This is a genomic window from Methylobacterium sp. Leaf106 (assembly GCF_001422895.1).
In the GTDB taxonomy this organism is placed as follows: Bacteria; Pseudomonadota; Alphaproteobacteria; order Rhizobiales; family Beijerinckiaceae; genus Methylobacterium; species Methylobacterium bullatum.
On sequence record NZ_LMNB01000033.1, the window covers coordinates 169,820 to 189,017 of the forward strand.

Genomic DNA, 19,198 nt, shown 5'->3' on the forward strand with positions numbered 1-19,198 from the left:
GTTAAGCGCCATGACGAGCACCAGCTACGCGGCGCGCCGGTCGCAACTGACAACCTATTTCGACCGCACGGCGGTGGAGGCCTGGGCGCGCCTCACCACCGACGCCCCGGTCTCGAAGATCCGCGCCACGGTGCGGGCCGGGCGGGACGCCATGCGGGCGAACCTGCTCTCCTGGCTGCCCGACGATCTCACCGGCCGGCGCATCCTCGATGCCGGCTGCGGGACGGGAGCCCTCAGCGTCGAGGCCGCCCGGCGGGGAGCGGAGGTGGTCGCCATCGACGTCTCGCCGACGCTGGTGGATCTGGCCCGCAAGCGCAGCGCCGAGCTTCTCGGCGGCCACCGCATCGACTTCCGCGTCGGCGACATGCTCGACCCCCGGCTCGGGCACTTCGACCACGTGGTGGCGATGGACTCGCTCATCCATTACAGCGCTGGCGACATCGTCCGCGCCCTCGCCGAACTCGGCCTGCGCACCGACGGGTCCCTGGTCTTCACCGTGGCCCCGCGCACGGCGCTCCTCACGCTGATGCACGCCGCGGGCCGGCTCTTCCCGCGCGGCGATCGGGCGCCCGCCATCGTGCCGATCACCGAAGGCGGCCTGCGCCGCAGGATCGGCGGGGAGGCCGCGCTCGCCGGGTTCGCCGTGGGGCGGACGCAGCGGGTCAACAGCGGGTTCTACCTCTCGAACGCCGTCGAGCTAAAGCGCCTCGACCCTCCCCATCCCTTCCCGCAAGGGGGAGGGCGCCTGTCATGAAACCCGCCGATCTCACCGCCCGCCTGCTCACGCGCCTCGGCCCCGGCCTGATGCCGTTCCTGCCCTTCGCCGATGCGGCGACGCCGGAACTGCCGCTGGGACGCCTGCTGCGGCTGTCGCTGTTCCAGGTGACGGTGGGCATGGCCGCCGTGCTCCTCATCGGTACGCTGAACCGGGTGATGATCGTCGAGCTCGAAGTCCCGGCCTGGATCGTGGCCGTGATGCTGTCGCTGCCCCTGGTCTTCGCCCCCCTGCGGGCCCTGGTCGGCTTCCGCTCGGACAGGCACCGCTCGGTGCTCGGCTGGCGCCGCGTCCCCTACATCTGGTTCGGCACGCTGCTGCAGTTCGGCGGGCTCGCCATCATGCCGTTCTCCCTTCTGATCCTGTCGGGCGACACCACCGGTCCGGTCTGGCCCGGCCATGTGGCGGCGGCGCTCTCTTTCGTCATGGTGGGGGCCGGCCTCCACACCACCCAGACCGTCGGGCTGGCGCTCGCCACCGATCTCGCCCCCGCCCATGCCCGGCCGAGGGTGGTGGCGCTCCTCTGCGCCATGCTGCTGGCCGGTATGATGGTCAGCGCCATCGCCTTCGGTCTGCTGTTGGCGAACTTCTCGGCCCTGCGGTTGATCCAGGTGATCCAGGGCGCCGCCGTCGTGACCATCGTTCTCAACGGCATCGCCCTGTGGAAGCAGGAGGCGCGACGGCCCGGACGCACGGCGACGGACCTGCCGCGCCCGAGTTTCTCGCAATCCTGGGCCGCCTATGCCGGCAGCGGCCTCGCCCGCCGGCGCCTCGTGGCCACGGGGCTGGGCACCGCCGCCTTCTCGATGCAGGACATCCTGCTCGAACCCTATGGCGGCCAGATCCTGCACCTGCCGGTCGCCGCCACCACGGCGCTCACCGCCATGCTCGCGGCCGGGGGTGGGGTCGGCCTGCTTCTGGCCGCGCGCTGGCTCAACCGGGGCGGCGATCCGTTCCGGGTGGCGGCCGCCGGCAGCGGGGTCGGCATCATGGCCTTCTCGGCGGTGATCTTCGCGGCCCCCCTCGCCTCGGCCCAGCTCTTCGCCACCGGCGTCACCCTCATCGGCCTCGGCGGCGGATTGTTCGCCCACGGCACGCTCACCGCCTCCATGGCGAAGGCCGGGCCGGAGGATACCGGCCTGGCGCTCGGCGCCTGGGGCGCGGTCCAGGCCAGTGCGGCCGGCATCGCCATCGCCGCGAGCGGCATCCTGCGGGACGTGGGCTCCAGCCTCTCGGCATCAGGTGCGCTCGGCGAGGCCATGAGCGATCCGTCCGTCGGCTACCTCATCGTCTACCACATCGAGATCGCCCTGCTGTTCGCGACCCTCGTCGCCATCGGACCGCTGGTCCGCGACACCGGCAGTCGTGACACCGCCACACGCGGCAGGGAGGCACGCGCCCTCCTGCCGTCCCCTGTTCCCGGTCAAGGAGCCTGATCATGCCAAGAGGTGAAATCACGGGCTATGTCGATGTCGCCCAGGTCGTGCTCTACGCGTTCTGGATCTTCTTCGCCGGCCTCGTCTTCTACCTGCGCCAGGAGGACCGCCGCGAAGGCTATCCCCTGGAGAGCGAAGCGGCCGGCCGCCTCAAGCGCCCCGACCCGATCCTGATCCCGAGCCCGAAGCAGTTCCTGCTCTCCAACGGCCTGGTGAAGACCGCCCCCCAGACCGACATGCAGCCGGCCTGGAACTACAAGGGCCACAAGCGCGAGGTCTGGCCCGGCTCGCCGCTTGAGCCGGACGGCGACGGCCTGCACGACCAGATCGGCCCCGGCTCCTACGCCGATCGCGACGATCACCACGACCGCACCTGGGACGACGAGAAGCGGATCGTTCCGCTTCGGGTCGCCGAGCATTTCGTGGTCCACGAGGACGGCCCGAACCCGATCGGCATGACCGTGTTCGGCGCCGACCGGCAGGTGGCCGGCACCGTCACCGATCTCTGGATCGACCGCGGCGAATCCATGGTCCGCTACATCGAGGTCGAGCTCGGCTCGGGCGGGCGCCGGGTGCTGATGCCCAACACCTTCTGCCGGACCGGGCGGTTCTCGCGCACGGTGAAGACCGAGGCCCTGCTGGCCCACCAGTTCGCCGACATCCCCGGCCAGAAGGACCCGGATTCGGTGACCCTCTACGAGGAGGAGCGGATCATGGCCTTCTTCGGCGCCGGCACCCTCTACGCCACGGCCGAACGCCAGGAGCCGTTCCTGTGAGCCGCGCCGCGAAATCCCCCCTCGGCGTGCCCGCCAACGCCTTCGACGCGCCGCCCGGCCTGCCCGCGCCGCTGCCTCCCGGAGAACATATCCTCTGGCAGGGTCATCCCTGCGCCTTCGGCATCGCCGCGCGGGCGCTGCATGCCCGCCTCGTCGGCCTCTGGTTCGTCGGGCTGGCCCTGTGGGCGGCGATCCCGCCCCTCAGCGAGGGTGCCTTCGGACAGGCGGTGCTTCTCGCCGGTCCCACCCTCCTCGTCGGTGCCGGCGCGGTCGCGCTCCTCGGCCTCCTCGGCTGGCTCTCGGCGCGCTCGACCACCTACACCATCACCAACCGCCGGGTGGTGATGCGCCTCGGCATCGCCCTGCCGATGACCCTCAACCTGCCCTTCAGCCTGATCGAGGGTGCGGGGTGCAAGGTCTTTACGGACGGGAGTGGTGACCTGCCTTTACGCCTGCGCAGAGGCAACCGCGTCGCCTACCTTCACCTGTGGCCTCACGCCCGTCCCTGGGCCGTCACCAACCCCGAACCGATGATGCGATCGGTGGCGGATGCGAAGCGCGCCGCCGAAATCCTTGCCCGCGCACTGTCAAGCACACTTGACACAACCGAGGAAACTGGGACTCCTATGGTTATCGCGCGGCAACGGCCCGTTCGCCCGCCGCGCCTCGCCAACGCGAGTTGAAATCAGGGAGGAGACGCGATGACGGCGAAGGCTGATGCCGCCCGGATTCCGCGACCGCTGGTCATCGGGGCGCTCGGGCTCATGGGGTTCGTGACCGTCGTGGTGGGGGTCGGCCGCAGCGAGGGGATCGGCCTCTCGCACATGCCGCCGGCCCGGATCGTCCGCTCCGTCGATCTGACCCCGGAGGACCGTGCCGACGGCGCCATCGTCATCCGGGATGCCCGGACCCAGGACGTCATCACCACCGTCGAGCCCGGCCAGGACAATTTCGTCCGCGCCACCCTGCGCGGTTTCGGCCAGGCCCGCCTGCGCGCCGGCCTCGGCCGGGAGCAGCCCTTCCGCCTGACGCGCCTGACAGACGGCGGCCTCGAACTCTCCGACCCGTCGACGGGCCGCGCCGTCAATCTCGGCGCCTTCGGCCCGTCGAACTTCGTCGCCTTCACGAGGCTCCTCCCCGAGACGAGGCTCACCGACAGCGGAGCGGTCCGATGATCGCGTCGTTCGGACGTCGCATTGTCGAGGTGCCCTGCACCGTCGAGATCGAGCAGACCCCCGAGACGCTCCACGCCCATGTGACCCTGGACGCCGCGTTCGAGATCGAGCCGGGCGACGAGGTCCAGGTCCACGACGCGCCGACATCCGTGCCCTACGGCGAGCGCCTCGTGGTCCGCCGCACCGCCACGGTCACCCGTGCCGGCATCCTGGAGCGGCTCTGGACCAAGTTCACCGGCCATTTCGAGCTCACCGAACTCTACGAAGTCAGCTTCTCAGAGAGGAGGCGCCTGTGAACGTCTCGATCCAGCACCAAGGCCCGAAGGGCGTCACGCCCAAGCTGCCCATGAACGAGGGCACCAAGGCCGCCCAGGAGACGACCTTCCTTTCACCCCGCTTCTACACCACCGATTTCGAGGAACTCGACCGCACCGATGTGGAGCCCGTGCGCAAGCAATGGGACATCCTGATCGCGGAACTACGCGCCGACCCGAACAAGCGCCACTTCACCCGCAACGAGGAGTTCGACCTCGACATGTCCGGCCTCGACCCGGACCTGCGCAAGGAATTCATGGATTTCCTCGTCTCCTCGATCACCGCCGAGTTCTCGGGCTGCGTGCTCTATGCGGAGATGAGGAAGCGCGCCAAGAACCCAGACATCCGCGAGCTGTTCGGCTTCATGAGCCGGGACGAGGCGCGCCATGCCGGCTTCATCAACGACGTGCTCAAGGATTTCGGTATCGGCGTCGACTTGGGATTCCTGACGAAGTCGAAGAAGTACACCTTCTTCCGGCCGAAGTTCATCTTCTACGCCACCTATCTCTCCGAGAAGATCGGCTACGCCCGCTACATCACGATCTTCAGGGAGCTGGAGCGCAACCCAGACCGGCGTTTCCACCCGATCTTCAAGTGGTTCGAGAAGTGGTGCAACGACGAGTTCCGCCACGGCGAGGCTTTCGCGCTGCTGATGCGCGCCAACCCCAAGCTGACCACGGGGATCAACCGCTACTGGATCAAGTTCTTCCTGCTCGCCGTCTTCGCGACCATGTATGTGCGCGATCACTGCCGGCCGCATTTCCACAAGGCGCTCGGGGTCGATCCGACCGATTACGACTTCAAGGTCTTCCGGATCACCTCCGACATCTCGAAACAGACCTTCCCGCTCACCCTCGATCTCGACAATCCGAAGTTCAAGGCGGCTCTCGACCGGCTTCTCGTCTGTTCCAACAAGCTCGCCGACGCCAAGGCGCAGGGCGGGATCGTGGGTAGGCTGAAACAGGGCGCCTGGATCGCGGCCTCGGCGGTGAACTTCGTCCGGCTCTATGCCCTGCCCACCATCGACAACCCGATGCCCGCCGAAATCCGCCTCGAGCCGGTCTGGTAGGAAGCGGGAGGATGGCCGCCCACGCCGTTCCCGCGCTCTATGCCGTGCTGATCTGGTGGTTCTCCACCGGTCTCATCATCCTGCTCGATCACCGCCCCCGCCATACCCATCCCTGGAGCATGGCGGCCGGCACCCTGGTGCTGGTGGCCGCGCTCTACGCCATCGGCGCCAGCGCCGGGGACACCAGCGAGGCGGGCGCCTACACGGCGTTCACGGCTTCACTCCTCGTCTGGGGCTGGCAGGAGATGAGCTATTACATGGGCTACGTCGCGGGGCCGCGCAAAACCGGCTGCCCTCCCACGACGACCGGGTTCGCCCTATTCCGGGCGGCGGCGGCCACGAGCCTGTGGCACGAGGCGGCCATCGTCGCCGGGATGGCCGGCATTCTCGCCCTGACCTGGGCTGAGCCCAACAAATTCGCCCTGTGGACCTACCTGATCCTCTGGGGAATGAACCTTTCGGCGCGGCTCAACATGTTCCTCGGCGTGCGCAACCTCAACGCCGAGTTCCTGCCCGAACGCCTCGGCTACCTCGCCTGCTTCCTCAGGAACCGGCGCATGAACGCGCTCTTCCCGTTCTCGGTCGGCATCGCCGCCCTCGTGACGATCCTGCTCGCGTGGGCCGCGATGGGGGAGGGGATCGGCGCCCACGAGGTGGCCGGCTTCACCATCGTCACCACGCTGATGGCGCTGGCGACCCTGGAACACGGCTTCCTGATGCTGCCCCTGCCCTCGGCGGCCCTGTGGGCCTGGAGCCTGCCGAAGGCTGCGGGCACCCCGAACCCTCCCGCCTATGCGGGGGAGGGTGCCTGCGGAACGGGCGTGAGGGGGGTCGGCACAGGCTTTTCCGGAGAGGCGGCTCCCCTCTCCCGACCCTCGCTCACACGAGGGCCACCCTCCCCCGCAGAGGGCGGAGGGAGCGCTCTCTGACGCTCCAGCACGACGAGTCTCAAGCAGCCAACGCGAAACATCGCGATCCATAGGGAAGGGGACGGCCATGAACTACGAAGACTTCTTCGGCGATGCCTTGTCCGGTCTCCACCGCGAGGGCCGTTACCGCGTCTTCACCGATCTGGAGCGCCGGAACGGCCGCTTTCCCCACGCCACCCATCACAGCCCGGGCGGGCAGCGCCCGGTGACGGTGTGGTGCTCCAACGACTATCTCGGCATGGGCCAGAACCCGGCCGTGCTCGGTGCCATGCACGAGGCGCTCGACCGCTGCGGCGCCGGGGCGGGCGGCACCCGCAACATCTCCGGCACCAACCATTACCACGTGCTTCTGGAGCAGGAGCTCGCCGACCTCCACCGCAAGGAGGCGGCCCTGCTCTTCACCTCCGGCTACGTCTCGAACTGGGCGGCGCTGGGCACGCTCGCCGGCAAGCTGCCGGGCTGCGTCGTGCTGTCGGATGCCGAGAACCACGCCTCGATGATCGAAGGCATCAAGGCGTCCCGCGCCGAGCGCCACATCTTCCGCCACAACGACCCGGAAGACCTCGACCGCAAGCTGCGGATGATCGACCCGGCGCGGCCCAAGCTCGTGGCCTTCGAGTCGGTCTATTCCATGGACGGCGACATCGCTCCCATCGCGGAGATCTGCGACGTCGCCGAAGCGCATGGCGCGCTCACCTATCTCGACGAGGTCCACGCGGTCGGCCTCTACGGCCCGCGCGGCGGCGGCATTTCCGAGCGGGAGGGCCTCGCCCACCGCCTCGACGTCATCGAGGGAACCCTCGGCAAGGCCTTCGCGGTGCATGGGGGCTACATCACCGGCTCGGCCAAGCTCTGCGATTTCGTCCGCAGCTTCGCCTCCGGCTTCATCTTCACCACCTCGCTGCCGCCCGCCGTGGCGGCGGGGGCCGCTGCGAGCATCAAGCACCTGAAGGCCAGCGGCACCGAGCGCGCCCGGCACCAGGAGCGGGTCGCCCAGGTCCGCGCCCGGCTCGACGCCGCCGGCATCCCCTACCTCCCCAACGACAGCCACATCGTGCCCGTCATGGTCGGCGACCCTGTCCTGTGCAAGGCGATCAGCGACACGCTGCTCGACGAGTTCGGCATCTACGTCCAGCCGATCAACTACCCCACCGTGCCGCGCGGGACCGAGCGCCTGCGCATCACCCCGTCGCCGCTGCATTCGGACGCCGACATCGACCATCTCGTCGGGGCGCTGTCCGCCATCTGGACGCGGATGGGCGTGGAGCAGGCGGCGGCGGAGTGAAGGCAAGAACCCTTCCCCCTCCGCGGGGGAGGGTGCCTGCGGAGCAGGCGGGAGAGGGGTCGCCCCCTCCGGAACCGGGGCTCCCCTCTCCCGACCCGCGTCGCGGGCCACCCTCTCCCGCAGAGGGGAGAGGGAGAGGCCCACACCATGTCGAGACACCGGGAGACGGCCTATGGTCCTGAATGGAACGACCCGAACGGTGTCTCCCGGATCAGCCTCCCATCCTCGCTCTCGTCCCGAGGCGCAGGAGCGCAAGGAGGGCCTCGACGAGGCCCTCCGGAGGCCCCGAGGCGACCCCGAACCGTCCTTCACGGCCCCGCCCATCACCTTCCCCTTCTCCGCCATCGTCGGCCAGGACGAGATGCGGCGGGCTCTGATGATCGCGGCGGTGGACCCTTCCGTGGGCGGCGTCCTCGTCTTCGGCGACCGGGGCACCGGCAAGTCCACCGCGATTCGGGGCCTCGCCGCCCTGCTGCCGCCGATGAAGGCGGTGGTCGGCTGTCCCTATTCCTGCGACCCCGGCAAACCCGCCGGCGAATGCCCGCATTGTTCCGGCCGCACCGATGCGAGGCGAAGCCACCTCGCGCCGGTGCCGGTGGTGGACCTGCCGCTGGGCGCCACCGAGGACCGGGTGGTGGGCGCCCTCGACCTCGAACGGGCGCTCACCCGTGGTGAGAAGACGTTCGAGCCCGGCCTGCTGGCCCGGGCCAATCGCGGCTTCCTCTACATCGACGAGGTCAACCTCCTCGACGACCACCTCGTCGATCTCCTCCTCGACGTGGCGGCCTCCGGGATCAACACCGTGGAGCGCGAGGGGTTGAGCGTCCGGCACCCGGCGAAGTTCGTTCTGGTGGGCAGCGGCAACCCGGAGGAGGGCGAGCTGCGGCCCCAGCTCCTCGACCGGTTCGGCCTCGCCGTGGAGGTGACGACGCCCACCGACCTGCCCACCCGCATCGACGTGGTGCGCCGGCGCGACGCCTACGAGCGCGACCCCGCGGGGTTCTGCGCCGGCTATGCCAAGGCCGACCGGGCGCTGCAGAAGCGCCTCACCGCCGCCAGGGCGCGCCTTGCCGGGCTCGACATGCCCGATGCGACCCTGGAGGCCGCGGCCCGGCTCTGCCTCGCTCTGGGCACCGACGGCCTGCGCGGCGAGCTGACTTTGATGCGCACCGCCCGGGCGCTGGCCGCCTATGAGGGGGCCGACACCGTGGGGATCGACCATCTCCGGCAGGTCGCGCCATCGGCCTTGCGCCACCGCCTGCGCCGCAACCCGCTCGACGAATCCGGCTCCACCGCCCGCGTCGCGCGAGCGGTGGAGGAGGTGCTGGGCGCGTGAGCGGGGGTCCGGCGATCTGGGCCGACGCCCTGCTTGTCGCCCGGCTCCTGGCCGCCGACCCGCATGGCTGCGGCGGCGTGGTGGTGCGTGCCGGGGCCGGCCCGGTGCGCGACCGCTGGCTCGAGATCCTTCGCGAAAACCTCAACCCCGGCAAGCCGTTACGGCGGATGCCGGCGGGCATCGCCGAGGACCGGCTCGTCGGCGGGCTCGACCTCGCGGCGACGCTCGCCGCCGGGCGGCCTGTGGCCCAGGCCGGGCTGCTGGCCGAGGCCGATGGGGGACTTCTCGTGGCCGCGATGGCGGAGCGGATGGGGCAGGGCACCGCCGGACATCTCGCCGCCGCCCTCGATACCGGGCGGCTGAGGGTGGAGCGGGACGGGCTGGCGGAGACCCGGCCGGCGAGGTTCGGGCTCATCCTCCTCGACGAGGGGATCGGCGAGGACGAGGCCGCCCCGGCCGCTCTCGCCGATCGGCTGGCCTTCCATCTCGACCTCACGACCGTTCCGCCGAGCGCCATGCGAGGGGTGCTTCGACCGCCATGCGACGGCCTTTCGCCGGAATCCGACAAGCCGCCGCATGGCGGTGGGCGGGGCGACCACGATCCCGTCGCCGAGCTGAGCGAGGTCGCGGCCCGGCTCGGCATCGCCTCGTTGCGCGCGCCGCTCCTCGCCCTCCGGGTGGCCCGCCTCCTCGCCCGCCTCGACGGGCGCGCCGAGATCGCCGAGGCGGATGCGCGGGAGGCCGCCCGCCTCGTCCTCGGCCACCGCGCCACCCGCCTGCCGGAACGCGAGTCGTCCCCCGAGGAGGAGGAGGAGCGGGGCGAGGGCGCGCCGGAGACGCCGCCGCCCCCGGACGGTGCGGCCCCCCGCCCCGACCCGGAGGAGGGCACCGCGTCCACCCCCGACGACCGCATCGTCGAGGCCGCCCGCGCGGCGATTCCCGCCGGGCTCCTGGCGATGCTGCTGCGGGACGGCCCGCGCCTGCGGATGCCGAGGGCCGGCAAGGCCGGGGCGAAGGCCGCCTCCGCCCGCTCCGGCCGGCCCATGGGCGCGCGGCCGGGCGATCCGCGACGGGGCCGACTCGATCTCATCGCGACCTTGCGCGCCGCCGCCCCCTGGCAGGGCCTCCGCCGGCGAGCGGAGGGGGGCGGCACCTGTCTCATGATCCGCCCCGACGACATCCGAATCACCCGGTTCCGGCAGCGGACCGAGACCACGACGATCTTCACCGTGGACGCCTCCGGCTCCTCCGCCCTGGAGCGGCTGGCCGAGGCCAAGGGCGCCGTCGAACTGCTTCTGGCCGAGGCCTATACGCGGCGGGACAAGGTCGCCCTGGTGGCGTTCCGGGGTGCGGGCGCGGAGCTGGTCCTCGCGCCGACGCGCTCCCTGGTGCGGGCGCGGCGCGGGCTCGCGGCCCTGCCCGGAGGCGGCGGGACGCCGCTCGCCGCCGGCATCGACGCCGCCGGCCAGGTGGCCCTCGGGGTCAGGCGCGGTGGCGGGACGCCGGTGGTGGTGATGCTCACCGATGGACGGGCCAACGTCGCCCGCTCAGGCATCGCCGGGCGGGAGCGCGCGGGCGAGGATTCGCTGAAAGCCGCCCGCCTTTTCCGCGAGGCGGATGTCCGCGCCATCCTCATCGACACCGCCCAGCGCCCGCAGGATTCGGCGCGCCGCCTCGCCGCCGCCATGGGCGCGCGCTATCTGCCCCTGCCCCATGCCGATGCGGGGGCAATGAGCGCCGCGATCCGGTCGGCGAGGGAATAAAGGGTTCCAGCATGCGCGCGCCCGCCGAACGACCCCGCTGGGAACGCGAGGGCGCCGACTGGCCGCACCGGGAGGCGAGCCGCTTCGTCACGGCCTCCGGCCTCAACTGGCACATCCAGGAGATGGGGGAGGACGGGGCGCCGACCGTGCTGCTCCTCCACGGCACGGGGGCCGCCACCCATTCCTGGCGCGGGCTGATGCCCCTCTTGGCGACGCGCTTCCGAATCGTCGCCCCGGACCTGCCGGGCCACGGCTTCACCGACCCGCTCCCCGCCGCGAAACTCTCCCTGCCGGGGATGGCCGCCGCCGTGGGCGACCTCCTCGACAGCCTCGCCCTCCGCCCGAGCCTGGTCGTCGGCCATTCGGCGGGGGCGGCGCTCCTGGTCCGGCTCTGCCTCGACGGGCGGATCGCGCCCGATCTCCTGGTGGCGCTCAACGGCGCGCTCACCCCGTTTCCCGGCCTCGCCTCGGTGCTGTTCCCGAGCATGGCGCGGCTGCTCTTCCTCAACCCGGTGACCCCCAAACTCTTCGCCTGGACCGCCGACCGCCCGGCGGTGGAGCGCCTGATTCGCGGCACGGGCTCCCGCCTCGACCCGCAGGGGCTCGATCTCTACCGACGCCTGTTCCGCACACCCGGCCACGTGGCCGGGGCGCTCGGCATGATGGCGAACTGGGACCTCGCCACCCTCGACCGCGCCATCCCCCGCCTCGCCACCCCGACGCTCCTCGTGGTCGGCAGCGAAGACAAGGCCATCTCCCCCGACACCGCCTTCGCCTTGAAGAAGCGCCTGCCCCACGCCCGCGTGGAACTCCTGCGCGGCCTCGGCCACCTCGCCCATGAGGAAGCGCCGGAGAAGGTGGCAGAGGTGATTTTTGCGGCGATAGGACAGGATGTGAAGGCGATCGTGCCGACGTGAAGACGGGCTGCTGGTTTTTGGTTCTCAACTAGGCCGTTGAGTCAGCGCTGGGCACGCGATGAGCACTTTGAGCTGTAATCTATGGAAAAAAGCTGGGATCGAATAAAAAATTGCGTCCAGAATCCCTTTTGGCATCCGAGATGCAAGAAGGGCCTCTTGATGGTGTCCAAGTCACTCCGTACAAGCCAAAAGTATGGTAGACCAGCGAGAGAGCCCTTCGGCACGTCTCTGACCTAACCATACCATACTGAGCACCCGATTGGCTAACGATGTCGCATGCTTTAAGACAGACAATGCCAGGCCTACTTAAGGCCTTACATGAGAAGTTCGGACGCAATTTACGATCTTTGAATACGGAAGTTGTTGAAGTTCTTGACAATATCGATACAGATTTAAGACTTCTGGCAAGACTGGCAGAGTTTCTGGAAATTGACATAAATAGTGGGGATCTTCACCGCCAGGGCGGAGCAAGCTTACTACGAGAAGCTTTTTCTGATTTAAGTCAGGCAATGTACCTGCAATGTATTGGCTTGGTTGTACCAGGCCGCATGTCTACACGCAGGGCTTTTGAACTTGGGATTGCCAGCGTCTACATTTGGGATTTACCTCACGCATATTGGGGGTGGATCAAATGTGATGCGGATTTTAGTTTTTCAGAAATGATAGCTCACTTATCGTCAGAACCTTACATGGAACTACTACGATCGCAACAAGGCGCCAGTGCAGCCGCCCCTTTGTCAATAAAAGAATGTCAAAAACTTTATAGACAGCTGAGCAATACCGTTCATGGCAAGCATTCAGACCTGCCGATGCTCTCTCCCGCCCGCTTTGATGCCGAAAAAACAAAAACTATTAAAGAATTAGGCGACATCCAGACTGTCTTAAAAATGATCACTGCTGCATGGTCGTCGCGCGTTCCAACATTCCGCGCTTCTTGAATAAAGACGGATAGGACCTATTTATGTCAAATACGCTAACTGGTGAAGACTTACTTCAGACCGCAAGGTGCGAAGATTTACTATACGAGCAAATCAGTCAAGTTTCTGTACTTGGAGACTTTGAGCGAAAGCTGATCGATGCGCTAAAAGGAAGTGGGGCAAATCTACTCGAAGGCGCGCGCGGCGTCGGAAAATCCATGCTTCTACGCATGGCCGAAATTGAATTGGATGCGGCGTTCTCAAAGGATCGTAAACTCGCAGTCTATGTAAACTTTAAAACGAGCACGTTGCTGGAAGGCGTAAAGGCAGACGAAAGAGATGCATTTCAAATATGGGTAAATATAAAACTATTGGAAGCGTTCCACGAAAAACTGCTGTCACTTAAGCTTATAGCAAAAGGTGGGGCACAAGATCCATACTATCGAGTTTTTGGAGTAGCCTCCGTAGAGGAGACAAAGTCACTCATTGAGGATAAAATCCATTTACTTCAAAAACTCGCATTCAGCAAAGATAAAGCAGAAGTTATCACCGAAATAGGATCTGATTTTCTTTCTAAGGCTCAAGACACAAGCTTTCTAGCTACTGTATTTAGGGATGCGTGCGAGCGATTTAAGCTCAATAAAATAGTATTCTTTTTTGACGAAGCTGCACATACGTTCATTCCTGAACAGCAAACGATCTTTTTTGAAATATTCAAACTACTTCATGGAGGAAAAATAGCTTGCAAGGCGGCCGTTTATCCCACCGTTACTCATTATGGGCGTAATTTTGAGGTTGGTCAAGACGCAATTATACTATCGGTTTTTCGATTCGATCCTGGGGAGGCAGGAAGAAAAGAGAATCGAGAGCATTTTCGGGCTATTCTTGAAAAAAGACTGCCCAAAACGAGCGGCGTAAGAAAAAAGATCTTCACTAAAGGGGCAGAACTTGATCTCTGCATTGATCTTTCGAACGGCAATCCGCGAGCCCTACTACATATTATTAATAGTGCCTTGAGTAGTGGATCATTGTCAGACCGTTCTGTAAACCTCGCGGTTCAAGAGTATGTTGACCAAGCTCTATTACCATATCATCAGAGTTTGTCTAAGCGCTTGCCGACGTATGCCGCGCATATCCGCGTTGGACTTGATTTGCTTCGGGGTTATTTGATTCCAGAGATTCGCGCAAAAAATCATCGCAAGACCAAGAGTGAGTACCAGTCTGCTTTCTTTACACTTCAACGGGATATGTCGCCAAATTTGAAACTTGCCCTAGATATACTATGCTATTCGGGAATGACTTCTCAGATGGGTACCGTAAAGATCGCCGGCGGTCACACTGGCCCGAGGTACTTAGTTAATCTTAGTGTAATGGCTACAGAGAAAGCTTTTGATACTCCACGTGTTTCAGATGCTATATCACGCTTAAGCTTAACTGATTATCGCGAGTTTTCATCATCCGATAGTCAGATTGATAATTATTTGAGTGAATTGCTTTCTCCGACATCAACATGCATGGAATGCACGGCATCTCTTAAAGCAGATGCTAAATATTGCTCTGAGTGTGGCGCCCTTGTAGTAAAAAAATCGATTGTTAGTTCCCTTCTAGAAGAATCTGTCGACTCACTTTCGCTTAGTGAACGTTTGAGGGACCGTGTTAGAGCCCGCTTTCCAACTGTCGGCGCAGTTGTGCAGGCAAAAAGGAGCGAACTAATGGTAGTTCCATATATCAAGGACGTACGGTCAAGGATCATTAAGAATGCTGCAGATGAATTTATCTCAGGTTAACAAGACAATCGTCGACCAAGCATAGCCGTCGCGCATCTATTACTATGATTACACATAATAGCAAAACATTATCGTACGCTTCCCTAACTATATATAGATAAATTCTTTTTCGACTGTGTTGGTGATTAAAATTGCAAGCAAACCAACACAGTCGCCAAACAAAGAAAGCAGGTTATATTTATAATTTAATAAATTTGTGATATATAGCAAGTTTTAATTCGAGTTTATTTTGACCACCCCCTCCAGATCGCGTGCATAGATTGCGCTTCTTACGAGAAACTTCGAGCTTGCTCGAAAGAAGGCATCAAAATAGCTTAACATCCGAATGGCGCCCCCCTTGCTCCGGCCGGTTGTCCGCCTCATCCGATGGTGATTGGCAGCAGCTTCGGAGGTCTTGTCGTCGCCATCACCTTGGGTCGCGGGTGCATTACCAAGAAGGCTTCACCTTCATCACCGCGCCGTTCCCGTTCGAGGAGTTCCGGCCCCCGAGCCGCACCCTCAAACAGGCCGCACCCCACGCAGAACGCATCCGCTCCGGGGGCGGGCGGGGATGTCGGCGAGGTGGAGGGTGAGGTCCTGAGGGGGGAGTCCGTAGCGCATCGACGTCGCCAGGAGGTGGGCGGCGGTGACGAGCAGGGTCTGCGTGAGGCCCTCGCCGGGGCAGCGATGTCCGTCCGTGGCTGAGCCGCCGCCAGGGAGATCAGGTCGAACGGATCGATGGCCTCATCGCGGAACCGGTCCGGGTCGAAGCGCTCCGGCGCGTGCCAGCGGCCTGGATCGTGGTTGGTGCCATGGAGGGCCATGAGCGCCCAATCGCGAGCTTGAAGGCTCCACCGGTGAATCACCACTTGCATCCCCAATTTCACCCCTGATAGTGTCACCCTATGTTGACACTCAGCGATGTGCCGACCTCCTCGTCCCGGCCGGCCAAGCGCCCCCATGCGGTGGTGATCGGCAGTGGCTTCGGGGGGTTGGCCGCCGCGATCCGGCTCGGGGCGCGGGGCTACCGGGTCACGGTGCTGGAGCGGCTGGAGCAGCCCGGCGGGCGGGCGCGGGTGCATCGGCAGGACGGCTTCACCTTCGATGCCGGGCCGACCATCGTCACCGCGCCGTTCCTGTTCGAGGAACTCTGGACCCTGTGCGGGCGGCGCATGGAGGACGACGTCGTGCTCGCGCCGATGCTGCCGTTCTACCGCATCCGCTTCGAGGACGGCGCGACCTTCGATTACAGCGGCGATCTCGACGCCATGCGCAAGGAGGTCGCGCGGTTCTCGCCCGGGGACGTGGCCGGCTACGAGCGCTTCATGGAGCGCTCGCGGGCGATCTGCGAGGTCGGGTTCGAGCGGCTCGGCCACGTGCCCTTCACGTCGGTCGCCGACATGCTGCGGATCATGCCCGATCTGGTGCGGCTGGGCGGGCATCGCAGCGTCTACGACGTGGTGGCGAGTTACATCCGCGACGAGCGCCTGCGGACGATCTTCAGCTTTCACCCGCTCCTCATCGGCGGCAGCCCGTTCCGGGCGAGCGCGATCTACTGTCTCATCGCCCATCTCGAACGGCGCTGGGGCGTGCATTTCGCGCTGGGCGGCACCGGCCGCCTGGTGGACGGGCTCGCCGGGCTGATCCGGGGGCAGGGCGGGGCGCTCCGCTGCGGCGCTGAGGTCTCGCGCATCCTCGTGGAGGACGGGGCCGCCACCGGCGTCGCCCTCGCCTCGGGCGAGCGCATCGCCGCCGACATCGTCGTCTCCAACGCCGATTCCGCCTTCACCCACCGCACCCTCCTGCCCGACGGGGTGCGGCGGCGCTGGACCGACCGCCGGCTCGACCGGTCGCATTCCTCCATGGGCCTGTTCGTCTGGTATTTCGGCACGAACCGGACCTTTCCGGACATCGCCCACCACACCATCCTGATGGGGCCGCGCTATCGCGGGCTCATCGACGACATCTTCCGGCGCAAGGTTCTGTCGAAGGATTTCAGCCTCTACCTGCACCGCCCCACCGCCACCGATCCGCTGCTGGCGCCGCCGGGCTGCGACGCGTTCTACGTGCTCTCCCCGGTGCCCAACCTCGCCGGCGGCCAGGATTGGACGGCAGAGGCGGAGCCCTATCGCCGCGCCATCGCGCAGCATCTCGAGGCCACCGTGATGCCGGGCCTGTCGGAGAGCATCGTCACCTCCAAGGTGACGCATCCGGGGGATTTCGCGGCCGATTTCCTGAGCTTTCGCGGCTCGGGCTTCGGCCTCGAACCGGTGCTGACCCAATCGGCCTGGTTCCGGCCCCACAACGCCTCCGAGGACGTGGCGCGGCTCTACCTCGTGGGGGCCGGCACCCATCCCGGCGCCGGCCTGCCCGGCGTCCTCTCCTCCGCCCGAATTCTCGATACCGTGGTGCCGGATGCGCGCGTCTTCGCCTAACCTTTCCCGGCTTGACTTACTTCGGCCGCCCCTCTGGGCGATCCCCCATGCGGAGGCGGCCGACCACGCCGCCTGCCGGGCGGCGATCCGCACCGGGTCGCGCAGCTTCTTTGCCGCCTCCGCCCTGCTGCCGCCCTCCATCCGCCGGCCGGCCTACGGGCTCTACGCCTTCTGCCGCCTCTCCGACGACGCGGTGGACGACGTCGCCGAAAGCGGACGCCGCCCCGCCGTGGCGCGGCTGCGGATGCGCCTCGCCCGCGCCTATGACGGACAGCCCTGCGACGCCCCGGCGGACCGGGCGCTGGCCGACATCGTCGCCGACCACGCCATCCCCCAGGCCCTGCCCGCCGCCTTGATCGAGGGCCTCGCCTGGGATGCGGGCGGCCGCCGCTACGAGACGCTTGCCGACCTCACCGCCTATGCGGCGCGGGTGGCCGCCTCGGTCGGCGCGATGATGACCCTGGTCATGGGCGTGCGCGACCCCGACGTGCTCGCCCGCGCCTGCGACCTCGGCATCGCCATGCAATTCACCAACATCGCCCGCGATGTCGGCGAGGACGCGCGGGCCGGCCGGCTCTACCTGCCGCGCGCCTGGCTGCGGGAGGCGGGGATCGACCCGGATGCGTTCCTGCGCCAGCCCGCCTTCACCCCCGCCCTCGGCGGCGTCGTGGCGCGCCTGCTGGCGGCGGCGGAGCTTCTCTACGCGCGCTCGGAATCCGGCATCGCCGGCCTGCCCCCCGCCTGCCGCCCGGCGATCCGCGCGGCGCGGCTGATCTATGCCGAGATCGGCCGCGAGGTGGAGCGGGCGGGCTACGATTCGGTCTCCCGCCGCGCCCGCGTGGACGGGCGCCGGAAACTCACGCTCCTCGCCCGCGCCCTGGTCTCGACGGACGACCGAGCGGCCTTGCGCGAAACACCCCTGCCGGAAATCCTGTTCCTGATCGAGGCGGTGGCCGCGCTTCCGTCGATGGCGCCCCGGATTCCGCCCTGGTGGAACGTGCCGGCGCAGGTGGCGCAGGTGCTCGACCTGGTGGAGACCCTGCGCGAGCGTGAGGCGCTCGGCCGCGCGCCCGCCCCCTCGTGAGCGACCGGCTCTTCGCCGCCTTCGACATCGGCCTCGTCTTCGCCCTCGCGCTGGGGCTGGCGCTCTGGCAGCTCATCGTCGTCCGGCGCAGCATCGCCAAGGACCGGGACGCCGCCACCCGCCGCCCGCCGGACGATCCCGCCGGGTGAGGGCGTTCCTATCCAGTTCCTCCCCACAAGGCGACTTGATTCATTCATCCGCTGGACGGCCGGTCTTTATCCGAAATGGTTCGGCACGAAGCGCGACAGGTTCCCTCTCCTGTAAGGAGAGGGGACCCGCGCCCGCCGGAGACCGTAGCGATCCTTCGGAAATGGTCTGGCCCGAGGCCGGCCTCACACCAGCGCGGCGGCGATGCTGGCCGACAGCGGCGTCGTCGGGCGGCCGATGAGCGTCGAGAGCTGGCGGCCCTCGTCGAACAGGGCGCCGTGCGCGGCGTCCACATCCCACGCGGCGAGCCCCTCGGCCAGGATGTCCGGCAGGCCGAAGCCCTTGAGCAGCGCCGCATAGTCCGACTGCGGCAGGTCCCGGTAGGGGATGTCGCGGCCCGTCTGCCGGGAGAGGTCGGCGGCGAGATCGGCCAGGGTATAGGCCGCGTCGCCCGCCAGTTCGTAGGTCCGCCCCTCATGGCCGTCGCCCGTGAGCACGAGGGCGGCGGCCTCGGCGAAGTCGGCCCGCGCGGCCGAGGCGATCCGGCCGTCACCGGCGCTGCCGAGGAACGCGCCGCCGGCGAGCGCGCCGGGGATCGAGGCGGTGTAGTTCTCCGTGTACCAGCCGTTCCGCAGGATCGTCGCCGGCAGGCCTGATGCGGCGATGGCGGCCTCCGTGGCGCGATGCTCGCCGGCCAGATTGATCGGCGAGGTGTCGGCATGCAGGAGGCTGGTATAGACGAGCCGGCCGATCCCGGCCGCCTTCGCCGCCGCGACGACGTTCCCATGCTGGGCGACGCGCCGGCCGACCTCGCTCGAGGAGATCAGCAGCAGGCGCTCGATGCCCCGGAAGGCCTCGGCCAGGGTTTCGGGCCGCGCGTAATCGGCCACCCGCACGACGACGCCCCGGTCTCGCAGGCCTTGAGCGGCCTCGCTCTCCAGGGATCGCACACCGGCGGCGACGGCGCCGGCCGGCACACGCTCCAGCAGAGCCGCGATGACGAGGCGCCCCAATTGACCGGAGGCGCCGGTGACGAAGATCGTCGGATGAGGGGTGTCGGACATGGCGGGCTT

18 protein-coding genes are annotated in these 19,198 nt (G+C 66.8%); 17 read left to right on the plus strand and 1 reads right to left on the minus strand.

Annotated features, from left to right (window positions below):
- The first annotated feature begins 10 nt into the window (after positions 1-10).
- From bchM to ASF34_RS23180, 17 genes are all read left to right on the plus strand, one after another.
- Positions 11-754: a magnesium protoporphyrin IX methyltransferase gene (gene bchM / locus ASF34_RS18420; RefSeq protein ID WP_056163295.1), complete on the plus strand. Its 744-nt coding sequence runs from the start codon at positions 11-13 to the stop codon at positions 752-754.
- Positions 751-2,211 carry a BCD family MFS transporter gene (locus ASF34_RS18425; protein ID WP_056163299.1) on the plus strand — a complete coding sequence of 487 codons (1,461 nt, stop codon included), beginning with the start codon at positions 751-753 and terminating at the stop codon, positions 2,209-2,211. Before bchM ends, ASF34_RS18425 begins: the two co-directional genes overlap by 4 nt.
- Before the next feature lie 2 nt (positions 2,212-2,213).
- Complete coding sequence (gene puhA, locus ASF34_RS18430) at positions 2,214-2,987, plus strand: photosynthetic reaction center subunit H (protein WP_018043261.1); 774 nt, start codon at positions 2,214-2,216, stop codon at positions 2,985-2,987.
- Positions 2,984-3,670, plus strand: coding sequence for a photosynthetic complex putative assembly protein PuhB (gene puhB, locus ASF34_RS18435; RefSeq protein WP_056163302.1), 687 nt, complete (start codon positions 2,984-2,986; stop codon positions 3,668-3,670). The genes puhA and puhB overlap by 4 nt, the downstream gene beginning before the upstream one ends.
- A gap of 18 nt (positions 3,671-3,688) precedes the next feature.
- Complete coding sequence (gene puhC / locus ASF34_RS18440) at positions 3,689-4,162, plus strand: photosynthetic complex assembly protein PuhC (protein ID WP_056163305.1); 474 nt, start codon at positions 3,689-3,691, stop codon at positions 4,160-4,162.
- The gene (locus ASF34_RS18445; protein WP_018043264.1) at positions 4,159-4,458 is read left to right on the plus strand and encodes a hypothetical protein; all 300 of its coding nucleotides are present in this window, start codon (positions 4,159-4,161) and stop codon (positions 4,456-4,458) included. The genes puhC and ASF34_RS18445 overlap by 4 nt, the downstream gene beginning before the upstream one ends.
- 50 nt (positions 4,459-4,508) lie before the next feature.
- Positions 4,509-5,546, plus strand: coding sequence for a magnesium-protoporphyrin IX monomethyl ester (oxidative) cyclase (gene acsF / locus ASF34_RS18450; RefSeq protein WP_085984256.1), 1,038 nt, complete (start codon positions 4,509-4,511; stop codon positions 5,544-5,546).
- 11 nt (positions 5,547-5,557) lie between these two features.
- On the plus strand, positions 5,558-6,475 hold the full coding sequence (gene puhE / locus ASF34_RS18455; RefSeq protein ID WP_018043266.1) for a putative photosynthetic complex assembly protein PuhE: 918 nt from the start codon (positions 5,558-5,560) through the stop codon (positions 6,473-6,475).
- A gap of 67 nt (positions 6,476-6,542) precedes the next feature.
- Positions 6,543-7,760: a 5-aminolevulinate synthase gene (gene hemA, locus ASF34_RS18460; RefSeq protein ID WP_056163309.1), complete on the plus strand. Its 1,218-nt coding sequence runs from the start codon at positions 6,543-6,545 to the stop codon at positions 7,758-7,760.
- 361 nt (positions 7,761-8,121) lie between these two features.
- A complete protein-coding gene (gene bchI / locus ASF34_RS18465) occupies positions 8,122-9,096 on the plus strand; it encodes a magnesium chelatase ATPase subunit I (RefSeq protein WP_056163700.1) in 975 nt (324 codons plus the stop codon).
- Positions 9,093-10,859 (plus strand): magnesium chelatase subunit D, encoded by a 1,767-nt coding sequence (locus tag ASF34_RS18470; RefSeq protein ID WP_056163312.1) that lies wholly within the window; start codon positions 9,093-9,095, stop codon positions 10,857-10,859. The genes bchI and ASF34_RS18470 overlap by 4 nt, the downstream gene beginning before the upstream one ends.
- An 11-nt stretch (positions 10,860-10,870) precedes the next feature.
- A complete protein-coding gene (gene bchO / locus ASF34_RS18475) occupies positions 10,871-11,776 on the plus strand; it encodes an alpha/beta fold hydrolase BchO (RefSeq protein ID WP_056163315.1) in 906 nt (301 codons plus the stop codon).
- A 293-nt stretch (positions 11,777-12,069) separates the two neighbouring features.
- The gene (locus ASF34_RS22920; protein ID WP_156465772.1) at positions 12,070-12,714 is read left to right on the plus strand and encodes a hypothetical protein; all 645 of its coding nucleotides are present in this window, start codon (positions 12,070-12,072) and stop codon (positions 12,712-12,714) included.
- A 23-nt stretch (positions 12,715-12,737) separates the two neighbouring features.
- Positions 12,738-14,480: an ORC-CDC6 family AAA ATPase gene (locus tag ASF34_RS22450; protein WP_082494227.1), complete on the plus strand. Its 1,743-nt coding sequence runs from the start codon at positions 12,738-12,740 to the stop codon at positions 14,478-14,480.
- An 884-nt stretch (positions 14,481-15,364) separates the two neighbouring features.
- Positions 15,365-16,894 (plus strand): phytoene desaturase, encoded by a 1,530-nt coding sequence (locus ASF34_RS18480; protein ID WP_056163317.1) that lies wholly within the window; start codon positions 15,365-15,367, stop codon positions 16,892-16,894.
- Positions 16,875-17,978: a phytoene/squalene synthase family protein gene (locus ASF34_RS18485; protein ID WP_056163320.1), complete on the plus strand. Its 1,104-nt coding sequence runs from the start codon at positions 16,875-16,877 to the stop codon at positions 17,976-17,978. Before ASF34_RS18480 ends, ASF34_RS18485 begins: the two co-directional genes overlap by 20 nt.
- Positions 17,975-18,127, plus strand: coding sequence for a hypothetical protein (locus ASF34_RS23180; RefSeq protein ID WP_200913326.1), 153 nt, complete (start codon positions 17,975-17,977; stop codon positions 18,125-18,127). Before ASF34_RS18485 ends, ASF34_RS23180 begins: the two co-directional genes overlap by 4 nt.
- Positions 18,128-18,310: 183 nt before the next feature.
- Here ASF34_RS23180 and ASF34_RS18490 read toward each other — a convergent pair whose 3' ends face one another.
- Positions 18,311-19,189 (minus strand): SDR family oxidoreductase, encoded by an 879-nt coding sequence (locus tag ASF34_RS18490; protein WP_056163323.1) that lies wholly within the window; start codon positions 19,187-19,189, stop codon positions 18,311-18,313.
- Positions 19,190-19,198: the final 9 nt, after the last annotated feature.

Coding starts and splice junctions, on each gene's coding strand:
- bchM (WP_056163295.1), top strand. CDS start 11: ATGACGAGCACCAGCTACGCGGCGCGCCGGTCGCAACTGACAACCTAT.
- ASF34_RS18425 (WP_056163299.1), top strand. CDS start 751: ATGAAACCCGCCGATCTCACCGCCCGCCTGCTCACGCGCCTCGGCCCC.
- puhA (WP_018043261.1), top strand. CDS start 2,214: ATGCCAAGAGGTGAAATCACGGGCTATGTCGATGTCGCCCAGGTCGTG.
- puhC (WP_056163305.1), top strand. CDS start 3,689: ATGACGGCGAAGGCTGATGCCGCCCGGATTCCGCGACCGCTGGTCATC.
- ASF34_RS18445 (WP_018043264.1), top strand. CDS start 4,159: ATGATCGCGTCGTTCGGACGTCGCATTGTCGAGGTGCCCTGCACCGTC.
- acsF (WP_085984256.1), top strand. CDS start 4,509: ATGAACGAGGGCACCAAGGCCGCCCAGGAGACGACCTTCCTTTCACCC.
- puhE (WP_018043266.1), top strand. CDS start 5,558: ATGGCCGCCCACGCCGTTCCCGCGCTCTATGCCGTGCTGATCTGGTGG.
- hemA (WP_056163309.1), top strand. CDS start 6,543: ATGAACTACGAAGACTTCTTCGGCGATGCCTTGTCCGGTCTCCACCGC.
- bchI (WP_056163700.1), top strand. CDS start 8,122: ATGCGGCGGGCTCTGATGATCGCGGCGGTGGACCCTTCCGTGGGCGGC.
- bchO (WP_056163315.1), top strand. CDS start 10,871: ATGCGCGCGCCCGCCGAACGACCCCGCTGGGAACGCGAGGGCGCCGAC.
- ASF34_RS22920 (WP_156465772.1), top strand. CDS start 12,070: ATGCCAGGCCTACTTAAGGCCTTACATGAGAAGTTCGGACGCAATTTA.
- ASF34_RS22450 (WP_082494227.1), top strand. CDS start 12,738: ATGTCAAATACGCTAACTGGTGAAGACTTACTTCAGACCGCAAGGTGC.
- ASF34_RS18480 (WP_056163317.1), top strand. CDS start 15,365: ATGTTGACACTCAGCGATGTGCCGACCTCCTCGTCCCGGCCGGCCAAG.
- ASF34_RS18485 (WP_056163320.1), top strand. CDS start 16,875: ATGCGCGCGTCTTCGCCTAACCTTTCCCGGCTTGACTTACTTCGGCCG.
- ASF34_RS18490 (WP_056163323.1), bottom strand. CDS start 19,189: ATGTCCGACACCCCTCATCCGACGATCTTCGTCACCGGCGCCTCCGGT.